This is a genomic window from Bifidobacterium aerophilum (assembly GCF_010667685.1).
GTDB classification, from domain to species: domain Bacteria; phylum Actinomycetota; class Actinomycetes; order Actinomycetales; family Bifidobacteriaceae; genus Bifidobacterium; species Bifidobacterium aerophilum.
Map to the genome: position 1 here is coordinate 43551 of NZ_WHZW01000003.1, position 11794 is coordinate 55344.

At 65.0% G+C, this 11794-nt stretch carries 9 protein-coding genes; 5 read left to right on the top strand and 4 right to left on the bottom strand.

What is annotated here, in order from left to right; all coding sequences use genetic code 11:
* Window positions 1-384: 384 nt before the first annotated feature.
* Window positions 385-1821 carry an ABC transporter permease gene (locus tag GFD25_RS01845; protein ID WP_163229398.1) on the top strand — a complete coding sequence of 479 codons (1437 nt, stop codon included), beginning with the start codon at window positions 385-387 and terminating at the stop codon, window positions 1819-1821.
* A complete protein-coding gene (locus tag GFD25_RS01850) occupies window positions 1818-2981 on the top strand; it encodes an ATP-binding cassette domain-containing protein (RefSeq protein WP_163229403.1) in 1164 nt (387 codons plus the stop codon). Before GFD25_RS01845 ends, GFD25_RS01850 begins: the two co-directional genes overlap by 4 nt.
* Before the next feature lie 211 nt (window positions 2982-3192).
* Here the strand turns inward: GFD25_RS01850 and GFD25_RS01855 are convergent, their stop codons facing one another.
* On the bottom strand, window positions 3193-3960 hold the full coding sequence (locus tag GFD25_RS01855; protein WP_163229405.1) for an HD domain-containing protein: 768 nt from the start codon (window positions 3958-3960) through the stop codon (window positions 3193-3195).
* 175 nt (window positions 3961-4135) lie between these two features.
* Here GFD25_RS01855 and GFD25_RS01860 point away from each other — a divergent pair, with 175 nt between their 5' ends.
* From GFD25_RS01860 to GFD25_RS01870, 3 genes are all read left to right on the top strand, one after another.
* Complete coding sequence (locus tag GFD25_RS01860) at window positions 4136-5095, top strand: TatD family hydrolase (RefSeq protein ID WP_163229407.1); 960 nt, start codon at window positions 4136-4138, stop codon at window positions 5093-5095.
* A gap of 161 nt (window positions 5096-5256) precedes the next feature.
* The gene (locus tag GFD25_RS01865) at window positions 5257-7743 is read left to right on the top strand and encodes a KUP/HAK/KT family potassium transporter (RefSeq protein ID WP_239512347.1); all 2487 of its coding nucleotides are present in this window, start codon (window positions 5257-5259) and stop codon (window positions 7741-7743) included.
* A 68-nt stretch (window positions 7744-7811) separates the two neighbouring features.
* Window positions 7812-8696 carry a class II glutamine amidotransferase gene (locus GFD25_RS01870; protein WP_163229409.1) on the top strand — a complete coding sequence of 295 codons (885 nt, stop codon included), beginning with the start codon at window positions 7812-7814 and terminating at the stop codon, window positions 8694-8696.
* Window positions 8697-8817: 121 nt separating this feature from the next.
* On the opposite strand, the gene GFD25_RS01875 is transcribed toward GFD25_RS01870, so the two are convergent.
* From GFD25_RS01875 to GFD25_RS01885, 3 genes are all read right to left on the bottom strand, one after another.
* Window positions 8818-9780 carry a family 43 glycosylhydrolase gene (locus GFD25_RS01875; protein WP_163229411.1) on the bottom strand — a complete coding sequence of 321 codons (963 nt, stop codon included), beginning with the start codon at window positions 9778-9780 and terminating at the stop codon, window positions 8818-8820.
* A gap of 101 nt (window positions 9781-9881) precedes the next feature.
* Window positions 9882-10760 (bottom strand): carbohydrate ABC transporter permease, encoded by an 879-nt coding sequence (locus tag GFD25_RS01880; RefSeq protein WP_163229413.1) that lies wholly within the window; start codon window positions 10758-10760, stop codon window positions 9882-9884.
* Between the two features lie 3 nt (window positions 10761-10763).
* Window positions 10764-11723 (bottom strand): carbohydrate ABC transporter permease, encoded by a 960-nt coding sequence (locus GFD25_RS01885; RefSeq protein ID WP_163229415.1) that lies wholly within the window; start codon window positions 11721-11723, stop codon window positions 10764-10766.
* Window positions 11724-11794 lie beyond the last annotated feature (71 nt).

Below are 11794 nucleotides of genomic sequence, written 5' to 3' on the forward strand. Positions count from 1 at the left end.
CCTGCAACTGTGTCGTCCGCCAGTGTAACAGAAGCCGCCGAACCGGTCCGCGACCTCTCCGAGCCGCCCCGGACAGGCGCCATCCCGCCATTTTCCGCCATATATCACTCTTACGCGTTCAGGTTTCTTTCAGGGTTATTGCAGGACTACAGTAGAATCCGACAAGAAAACGTCCACATAACCCGGCCATAGTGTTGCCACGGGATGCCTCGCCTCTTGGGGCGGGCCTCGCTGGCGGCATCCCGGCCAACGTTAACCTGCGGACGCGCCGCTTGCATGCAGCTCGATGACGAACCGCGACCGGTCGGGTCGCGGGCCGTTCGTCATGGAACCGTTGCCGGCGGTGCCGGCCGCGTGACATATATAGAGGACTGGAGAAGCCGTATGTTCGTTCTCAAGAACGCCTGGGCCGAGCTGATGCGTCACAAGCTGCGCACGCTGCTGACCCTGCTCATCGCATTGGTCGCCGCTTTCGGCACGCTGTTCGGATGGTCGGTGCAGCAGGCGAACACGACGGCCGTCACCACCGACCGCGAGGCGCTCGCCCCGAAGGCGATCGTGCGCATGACCTCCGCCCAGTCCGCCAAGTACGACGGTTCCGACGATTCGTGGGTCAAGAACTACCTGACCACGTCGGACTACAACAACTACTATTCCGTCGTCACCGAGAATTCGATCACGCTGGCGAACGTGAACGCGTCGATGTCGATCCCGGCGCGCCAGACCAAGGATTCGGCGCAGGCCATCGCCGGCACCGCCGACCAGGACGCCGACAAGACCGGCGGCGAGTTCACGCTCAAGGCGTTCACGTCGGTCGAGACCGCGCGCGACAACGAGCTCGGCGCCTACACCGTCGTCAAGGGCAAGCACCTGAGCTATTCGGGCAAGGCCCCCGACGGCGTGCTGATCTCGCAGGCGCTGGCCGACGCGGACGGGCTCAAGGTCGGCGACACGATCACCGTGGCCTCCCCCACCGACGCGTCCAAAACGAAGAAGTTCACCGTGCGCGGCATCTACCAGTACACGGACGATACGGCCATGGCCGGCCACGGCTCCGACGCGAAGCTCGCCAAGGACAACCGCGACAACGTGATCTACATGGCGTACGCCACCATGTACAACCTCGGCTGGTCGAACGAGGAGGCCTCCGACTGGAGCAAGCCCGATCTGAGCTACGTGTTCGAGTTCTCCAGCATGTCCGACTATGAGAAGTACGGCAAGAAGGTCGCGTCGAAGATCGACAAGAAGTACGCGCTGAGCTCGCCGACCATCGCCGCCTATGAGCGCAAGGTCGAGCCGCTGACCACGCTGGCGTCGCGCATGTCCGTCGCGTCCGTCGCGGTGCCGGCCGTCTGCGGCGTGCTGCTGCTGGGTCTGACGCTGCTGGGCGTGTCCCGTCGTTCCGCCGAGATCGGCACAGCGCTCGTGTCCGGCGTGACTCGCGGCCGCATGGCCTGGCAGTTCATGCTGGAGACGTTCTTCCCGGTGTTCGTCGGTCTCGGCATCGGCCTGCTGGCCGCCGGCTTCGGTTCGAAGGCGCTCGGCGCGGCGCTGGCTGGCGGCTATGCGACGCCGGCGAGCGGCGTGTGGCGCGGCATCTGGCTGTCGCTCGGCACGTTGCTGGTGCTGATGATCGTGGCCGGACTTCGCGCGGTGTGCTTCCGTCCCGCGACGCTGTTCAAGGCCCGCGACGGCTGGACGGCGAGCGTCGGCACGACGTCGACGCTTGTCGAGTCGGATGCTGCGGCCGACGACGCTGCCGAAACGTCCGACGCGTCCGAGGAGCACGCAGCCGGCAACGGCGAGGAGGCGACGGCATGAGCGAGCGTTCCGCAGACGAAACCGCCACTGATCAGGCAATCACCGGAGAGGATACGACGATGAGCGATACCGAAGCGAAGGAAGCCCAGACCCCGGCCGAGAACGAGGCCACGACCGATCAGTCGACTCCGGCCGAGGAGGTCAATTTCAGCATCGTGTTCGATGACGACGACGCGGACGTCGCGACGGACGCCGTGACCGCGGCGGATGCCGTTTCGGACGGTGCCGGGGATGCGACCGCGGAAGACGCGGAAGAAACGACGGCTCCCGAGGAGCCCGCCGAGAACGAACCGGAGGAGACCAAGCCGATCGCCGTGCAGGACACCGTGGCGGCGGACAATGCCGCGAAGGTCGCGCAGACCCTGTCGTTGGCCGGCAAGACGGCTCAGCCGAACGCCGCGGACGAGAAGGCCGCCCAGCCGGCCAAGGAACCGGCGGCGCTTCGACTGTCCGAACGTCTCGACAAGGAGCTGCGCGCCAACGCCTCCGACAAGGTGCTGATGCGCTCGTATCCGTCGCTGGCGTTGAACAAGGTGACGCTGACCGATGCGAAGACGGGCCACAACACGCTTGACCGCGTAAGCGCCGACTGCTATGCGGGCCATATCTACGCGTTCAAGGTCGAATCCGACGACGAGCGCGTCGCATTGCTGAGCGTGATGACCGGCATGCTGCGTCCGACCGACGGCGCGGTGATGAACAAGAGCCTCAACGTCCTGGAGATCGAGCCGGGCGAGTTGCGCGGCCATCGTCTCGGCATCGTCCCGCAACGGTATGCGGTGCGCGACGACCTGAACGCCGAGCAGAACGTGCTGTACGCGATGGACGCCTCCGGCCGCACGTTCCTCAAGCCGAAGCCGGTGGCCGCCCGCGAACTGCTGCAGAAGGTGGGCTTCGACAGTGAGACACCGAACGCCGCGGTCGGCAAGCTGCCGGCGTTGCAGCAGCGGCTGGTGGCGATCGCCCGTGCGATCTCGTGCGACGCCGAGGTGATCATCGCCGACGAACCCACCGGCGGACTGGACGCCGACGACAGCGTCGTCGTGCTCAAGACGCTGATCGGCCTGACGCACGGTGACCCGAAGCGCTGCGTGATCGTGATCACCGGCGACGACGAGGTGGCCGAGGTCGCCGAGCGAGTCATCGCCGTGAGCGAATGACCGCGTCCCCGACGTATGAATGAGAAAAGCTCCCCAAGGGGAGCTTTTCTCATATGGTCGCTATCTCCAAATACCGTCTCCCCCGATAGGGGAAGCAGGCGTGTCGTCTTGATCCGGTCTTGTCCAATATTGCTCCCCTGATAGGGGGAGCTGTCAGCGAAGCTGACTGAGGGTGTCAATACCCGTCATATGCAATACGCCCGTCGCCGGCTCAGACCATGCGCATGTGGTACTTCTCGGCCATCGCGGCGATGTCCGGACGCCCGTACTGGTCGACCAATGCCAGCCACTTGCGGCTGTTCTCCTCGCCGAACCGCGCGGCCTTGGCGGTGTACGCGTCGACCGACAGGAATTTCGGCGGCGTGGACTTGCTGTGGAATTTGTCGGCGACCATCACCGTCTCCTGTTCGAGGTTGACGGGCACATAGTCGGCCGGCGGCAGCGGCAGTTCCTGACGAATCACCTCGTCCCTGGTCAGTCCCACGCCGGTGTGGTTGCGGGCGAACTGCGCGATCGACTCGTCGACGCCCTGTTCGAGCAGCCACTCGTAGCCGAGCAGGCCGTGCAGGATGTAGCGTTTGCCGCTGAACTTGAGCGGCTCGCCGTCCGTGCCGTCGTGCTTGAGCACCTTGTAGGTGCCGATGTCATGCAGAAGCCCGCCGATCATGACGAGGTGCTCGTCGAGCAGGCGCGGAGGAACCTTGCCGCCTTCCACTCCCCCGGTAGGCGGTACCGTCCACGCGATCCGGTTCGCGTCCGATGCCGGCGCGGCTGGCGCGGCGGCGGGAGACAGTTCGGGCGCGTCGGAAGGCAGCGTGCAGCGGCGCATGAACAGGGCGTTCTGGCGGCGCGCGAGCTGGCACGCGATCTGCGCGACGATCACGCAATGCGTGTGAATGAGGTCGTAAGCGGCTTCGGACGGGGCGATGCGACGATGCAGCTCGTCGATCTGGTCGAGCGTGGGAATGTATCCGGTCATACCGCCATTGTAGGGCGGCTCGGCCCACGACCGGTCAACCTCGCATGCCCGTACTGTGCGCAAACCAACGCAAAACAACCCATTTGCATTGGTTTGCGCACGGTAGTCGGGAATCCCGGCTGCAAGCCCGCACGTCCGATTCCACCGGGCCGGCATCCGCCTACACTGGGAGCCTATGAGCAAGCATCATCATCGCGACCGCAGCTGGGCGCCGGCGCCGCCCGCACTGCCCGAGGACGCGCAGGTCATCGATAATCACACGCACGTCGCCTCCGTCGTACCGTTCGCCCGGGCCATGAGTCACGAAGCGGTCGAAAAAGGCCAGCCGGAAGTCCCCGTATACGGAGTGGACGAACTGCTCGCGCAGGCCGCGGCGGTCGGCGTGACCGGCATCATCGACTGCGGCTGCGAACTGCCGAACCTGCAGGTCGCGATCGACATGGCCCGCGAACATCCGGGCCAAGTGCACGCGGCGATCGCCATCCATCCCAACGAAGCCGTACGCCACGGCCACCGCGCGGCGCCCGGACCGGACGGACTCGCCGTGAAATACCAGCCGTACCACGACGTCAGCTTCGACGACGCGATGGCCGAAGTCGCCCGCCTCGCACGCACGTACCCCAAACAGGTCGTCGCGATCGGCGAAACCGGCATGGACCTGTTCCGCACCGGCGAATCCGCCGCGCACCTGCAACGCGAGGCGTTCCGCGCGCACATCGCGCTCGCCAAGGAACTGAACCTGCCGATGCAGATCCACGACCGCGACTCGCACAAGGAGGTCATCGAGACGCTGCTCGCCGACGGCGCGCCCGAACGCACCGTATTCCACAGCTACTCGGGCGACGCGGCGATGGCCGCGGTCGCGCGCGAGCACGGCTGGTATCTGAGCATGTCGGGAACGTGCAGCTACAAGGGCAACGACGGGATCCGCGAGTCGGCCAGGATCGTCGGACTGGATCATGTGATGGTCGAGACCGACGCGCCGTATCTGACGCCGATGCCGTACCGCGGGCGGACGAACGCGCCGTACATGATCCCGTACACGCTGGCGGCGCTGTCGGACGTATTCGATCTGCCGATCGCCGACGTGGCGCGCGGCACGCGCGAGACGACGCGGACGGTGTACGGGATCTGAGTTCCCGTCGATCTGTGAAAAGTTGGCAAAAATCCCAAACGCGCCTAGACTGACGCGTTAGCAGCGATGAAGCCCGTCGGAAGTCCGAATCCGACGGGCTTTTGCTATGCGAGGTGGTGCAAGGCGGGGGAAGGTCCTCTGCCATTGTGGAGGAACACGTTATGGGCCAACAACCTGACGAAACCCTGCTGAAAGCCGACACGTTCACCAACGCGCCCAAGGTTTCCAAGCGAACACTGACCGAAGAGGAAAAAGAGGAGCTCAGCAGGCAACGCGCGGCCGAGCAGAAGGAAGCGGAAAAACTCTACGAGACCGCGTCCAAGGGGCCGATCGGCAGATGGTGGGCCAGACTCCAGTCCGGACCGGACAAGATCACCCTGTCGATGGCCGTCGTCGCGCTCGGCGTCGTCTACGGCGACATCGGAACATCGCCGCTGTACACCGCGCAGACGTTCCTGTCCGGACAGGGCGGCCTCGCCAACGCCGACCGTGAGGCCGTGCTCGGCATGCTTTCGCTCGTCTTCTGGTCGATCACGCTGATCACCACCGTCAAATACGTGCTCATCGCGATGCGCATCGACAACAACGGCGAAGGCGGCATCTTCGCGTTGTATTCGCTTATCCGCAGGCACGGCGCATGGCTCGCCATCCCCGCGATGGTCGGCGGCGCGGCGTTCCTCGCCGACTCGGTGCTCACGCCGGCGGTCTCGATCAGCTCCGCCGTCGAAGGTCTGACCACGCTCAAGCCGCTCGAAGGCGTATTCGACGCGAACCCGGACCTCACGCTCATGATCACCACGGTCATCATCGTGGTCCTGTTCGCCGTGCAGTCGCGCGGCACCGAGTCGATCGGCCGCGTGTTCGGCTCGATCGTGCTCGTCTGGTTCTCGTTCCTCGCGGTCGTCGGCGCGGCGAACCTGTCCGCCGACTGGACCGTCTTCGCCGCGCTCAACCCGGTCTACGGCATCCGGTTCCTGTTCAGCCCGCACAACGCGGCCGGCATCGCGCTCATGGGCACCGTGTTCCTCGCCACCACCGGCGCGGAGGCGCTTTATTCGGACATGGGCCATGTGGGCCGCGGCAACATCTACTTCACGTGGCCGTTCATCAAGGTCGCGCTCGTGCTGTGCTACTTCGGACAGGGCGCGTGGATGCTCAGGAACCAGCACAACCCCGCGCTGGCGCACGTGCGCAGCCTCAACCCGTTCTTCCAGATGATGACGCCGAGCGTGCGCTACGTGGCGGTCATCCTGTCGGTCACGGCCGGCGTGATCGCCTCGCAGGCCCTGATCACCGGCGCGTTCACGATGGTTTCGGAAGCGACCCGACTCAACTGGATGCCGCATCTGCAGGTCCGTTACCCGGCGCGCACGCGCGGCCAGCTGTACATCCCGGTCGTCAACGGCGTGCTGCTGGTCGCGACGCTGTCGGTCCTCGCGCTGTTCCGCGACTCCGAGCACATCTCCGCCGCGTACGGCCTCGCGCTCACGGTCACGATGATCACGACCACGATCCTGCTCGCCGTCTACATCTGGTACGCGGGACGCCGCATCGGCGCGATCGTGTTCCTGCTGGTCTTCCTCGCCATCCAGATCATGTTCTTCATCGCGTCGATGGCGAAGTTCCTGCACGGCGGCTGGTTCACCATGCTGCTCACGCTGGCGATCCTGTTCATCATGTACACGTGGGACCGCGGCACGAAAATCGAACGCTCGCAGCGCCGGCACATGCGCCCGGCCGACTTCCTGCCGGTGCTCGGCCGGCTGCACGGCGATTTCCGCATCCCGTATTTCGCCGACAACATCGTCTACCTGACCGCGGATCCGGAAATGAAGCGGCTCGACACCGACGTGTTCTTCTCGATCTTCGCCGAGCATCCCAAGCGGGCGCGCGCATGGTGGGTCGTGTCGGTGCAGACCACCGACGAGCCGTTCACTCGCGAGTATTCGGTGGAGGATTTCGGCACCGAGTACCTGTTCCGAGTACGCATCCGACTGGGATTCAAGGTGTCGCAGTCGATCCCGCCGTACCTGCACCAGATCATGCACGATCTGAGCCGCACCGGCGAGCTGCCCGAGCAGAAGTCGATCTATCCGAAGGTCGACGCGGACCCGGGCATCGGCACCATCCGCTACGTGCTCATCCACAAGGACCTCATGCCCGAGTCGAAGGTCACGGCGCTGGGCGCGGTCGCGCTGCGCACCAAGTACGCGATCCGCCATGTCGCCGGTTCGCCGTTCAAATGGTTCGGGCTCGCGCCGTTCAACCCGATCGTGGAGGTGCAGCCGCTGTTCATCTCGACGCGACGCCCGCCGCGGCTCAAGCGCGTCAGCCTGCACAGGCCGGCGAACGAGGGACGCATGAGCGAGAACGGGGCGGGGCTGTCCGCGGACGCCGCCGACGCCGGATTCGGCGTGGTCAGGCAGCCCGCGCCGTCCAACAAGTCGTGGGCGCGCGCGGCGAACGCCGCCATGCGGGATGCGGCCGAGCACAAGCCGTTGCGGACGGTCGCCGACGGCGAGACGACGGTGGTGATGCAGCGGATCACCGGCCCGGTGGCACCGATCAAAGCGTCGGCGAACGGTAACGACGTTCCTGCCGAGCACGCGGATGGCGACGCTTCCGGCCCGTCGCGATCCGATGAATAGACCGCTATAAGCAACTCCTATAGCGACACGGTCATGCCGACGCCGAACGTCCGGTACAGTACATAACCATGTGCAGATTACTGGGATATGCGGCGGCCGGGGCCAACACGAGCCTCAAGGCCGTGCTCGGTGAATCTGCCGTAGACGAGTTCCGTGAACTCAGCGAGATCCACAACGACGGTTGGGGCGTGGGTCTGCTCTCGAAGCCCGTCGAACCGCCCTACACCCGGGACGGCGGCGCGCCCGCGCCGGAAACCGGTGTCCAACTGTATAAGAGCACGCTCGCCGCGCGTTACGATTCGATGTTCGACGAATTCGCATCGGCCCCGTCGCGCGGCGCGCTGTGGCATCTGCGCCTTGCCAGCTCGAACCTGCCGCTGATCATCGAGAACCAGCAGCCGTTCTACGCGAACGGTCTCACGTTCATCCACAACGGCGACATCTCCGACGACAACGGCGTGAACATCGTCAACAACCGCAGCTATCCGGTCAATCAGGGCGCGTTCCTCGCCACCGGCGGCCAGTCGGATTCGGCGATCTTCTTCTCCGTGATCCTCGAGTTCATCGGCTTCGGTTTCGCGCTCGACGAGGCCGTGGCTCAGGCCGTGCGCCAGCTGCGCCAGACCTATCCGAAGTCGAGCTACAACTGCATGATCCAGAGCCAGGACCAGTTCATCGCCCTGTGCGCGGCGGGCCGCGAGGTCACCAGCCCGCGCATCGTCGAGATCTACGACCGCTATGGCCGCGGCGAGCAGGCGCATGATTACCGTGTGCTGCGCTACCGCGCGCTCGACGGTTCCGCAGTCGATTCTCGCGGCGCCGGCAAGGGCGGCGTGGTCGTGGCCAGCTCCGGATTCGGCCAGTCCGAGGACGACGGCTGGACCCGGTTGCACAACGATCAGATGATCGTCGCCTCGAACCGCACCGGCAAGTTCCGCGTGCGCTCCATCTGACGGACTTACGAATTCACATCGGTCGCCATACGCGAGACGAACGAAAACCAAATGAAAAACGGGCCAAACACGACCAGGTACCAAAAAGGCGTTGGTTCGCGTTTGGCCCGTGCGCTGAAAGTCAGAACGCAAGCGGCCGGATGTAGGAGCCAACCTGCGGGCGGACCTGCTGGAGGGTGCCGTCGGCGTTGTGGATGAGCGGGGCGAAGACGACCTCGCGGTGGCATCCGTTGCCGCCGGCCCAGCGGCCGGCCGGATTGTAGGCGAACCGGTGGTAGGCCACGATCCATTCGTCGGTGCCGGGGATGTTCACGATGTTGTGGTGCGCGGTGGCGTACAGCTTGTGCGCCGGATCCTGTTCGATGAGCACGCGCGGCTCGCTCCACGGGCCGTGCAGCGAATCGGACATCGCGTAGTGGACGCAGTACTCCGGGTCGCGGGCGTCGTTCTCCGACCAGCTCGCATAGTAGATGCCGTCGCGCTTGTGGATCCAGATGGCCTCGCGGAAGTCGCCGGGCACCCAGGAGAACGCCTTCGACTCGTCGAACGACAGGCAGTCGTCACTGAGCGGCACGATCCATGCGCGGCCGTTGCCGAACAGGAGGTAACGGGTGCCGTCGTCGTCAGTGAACACGCCAGGGTCGATGGTGTGGCAGTCAAAGGTGCCGCGACGCACGATCGGCTCCGGTTCGGGAACGAACGGGCCGTACGGGGAAGGGGCCACGGCCGCGCCGATGGCCGAACCGGCGACGAAGTAGAACATGTAGTCGCCGTCGGCGCGACGCACGATGGTCGGCGCCCATGCACCGTCCGAACCGTCCCACCACGGCACGTCGCGCAGGTCGAGCGCCGGGTATCGCGTCCACGAAGCGAGGTCGTCGGACACGTACACGCTGAAGCAGGTCGTGCCCCAGTCGTCCACGCCGTCGTCGGTGCAGTACAGGAAATAGCGGCCGTCGAAGATCGCGAGGTTCGGGTCGGCGCAGTACCGGTGTAGCGGATTGGTGGCGAGTACGGCGTTGTTGACGCGGTGCGGCAACAGGTCGCGCGATACGACGCGGGGCGGTTCGAGAACAGTGGTCATGGCAGATACCTTTCATGAGGGGTCCGAGCGGCGGGAAGGAGGACAGGAGGAGCCTCGCGTCCGCCGCACGGAACGCGTGTTGCCGGAGTGGGATGGGGACGTCAGCCTTTGACGCTTCCGGCGACGAGGCCGGAGACGATCCACTTCTGGCAGAAGATGAAGAACACGAACACGGGCAGCAGGGCGAGCACGGTGATGGTCATGAAGCTCGGCCAATCGGTCGAGAACTGGCCCACCGCGTTGTACACCTGCAGCACGATCGTGCGCAGTTCCGAACTGGACAGGAACACGTTCGCGTTCATGAAGTCGTTCCACGTGCCCATCGTCTGGAACACGACCACGGTCGTCAGGATCGGGCGGATCAGCGGCATCACGATCGACCAGAAGATCCGCAGCGGGCCCGCGCCGTCGATGCGCGCCGCCTCGATCAGCTCGAACGGCAGGGAACGCATGTACCCCACGATCAGGAAGTAGCAGAACACCGCGCCGCCCAGGTAGATGATCACCAGGCCGGCCAGCGTGTTGACCAGGTGCGCGTTCGCCTCCATGCGGTACAGGGGGATCAGCGTGGTCTGCGAGGGGACCACGAACGCGACCATCAGGATCGCGCCCACCGCGGCCGTGAACGTCGACTTGCGCAGGATCATGCCGTACGCGGCCAGCGCGCCCACGAGCACCTGGATCACGACCGCGAAGAACGTGACGATCAGCGTGTTCAACAGGGAGCGGAACACCGGCACCGTCTCGAACGCGCCGACGTAGTTCTTGACCGTCCATTCCCTGGGCAGGCCGAGCGGGTTGGCGCTCATGTCTGGGATGGTCTTGAACGTGTTGATCAGGATGTACCACAGCGGGACCGCGCACACGAGCGCGACCAGGATCATCACCACGCTCGTGACCGCCGAACCGATCCTCTTGCGCGTCGTGAAGTTCATGCCCTTCGGCGCGGCGGCCGTGACGGAAGAAGCCTTGGTACCCATGATTTACTCGAACCTCCTCGAGATCAGGTTGGAGATGCCCATCTGAAGGAACACCACGATCCCCGTGGCGATGAAGAACAGGACCGCCAGCGCGGAGCCGATGCCGTACTGCGACTGGCCGATGCCCTGCTGGATGATCGACTGCGTGACCGTGTACGTCGAATAGCCCGGACCTCCCTTGGTCATCGTGAACGGCAGGTCGTACACCTTCAGGCCGCCCGACATGAGCAGGAACGTCGAGGTCACGATGCCCGGCATCAACTGGGGCAGGGTGATGTGCGCGAACTGCTGCCAGCGGTTCGCGCCGTCCACGGTCGCCTGCTCGTACAAGTCCGCGGGGATCGCCTGCAGGAACGCCAGGTACAGGGTCGCGTGCCAGCCGATCTGCGCCCAGATCGCGATGAAGATCACGCAGAACTTCGCCAGCGAGTTGTTCGACAGCCACGGCACCGGGCCCAGGCCGAACGCGGCGAGCACGCTGTTGACCACGCCGGTCTTCATCGGGGAGAAGATGTACTTCCACACCATGCCCATGATCGCCAGCGACGGCACCGAGAAGAAGAAGAACACCGAACGCACGAAATCACGGCCGACGAACTTGCGGTTGAGGATGACCGCGAGCGGGATCGCGAGCACGGTCACGCCGACCATCACCACGATCGCGTACAGGATCGTGAAGCCAAGCCCCTGCAGGGTGGACGGGTCCGTGAACACCTTCCTGTAGTTGTCCAGGCCGACCCAGTTCATGTCCATGCTGTAGCCGTTGAAGTCCGTGAACGAGAAGTACGCCGTCTGGACCAGGGGCACCAGGAACAGGACCACGAACACCGCCAGGATCGGCAGCAGGAACCAGAACGACGTCACGTCCTCACGCAGGCCACGCGCACGACGACGCCGACGATACAGGCTTTCGTCCAACGGCGGCAGGTCGCCGACCGCCGAGCCTTGCATTGTTGCGCTCATATGCCATCCTCCTTTGACATTGGCTTATGACCGAAAATCGATATGCGGGCATGCGAAAGGCGGCCAGCCGC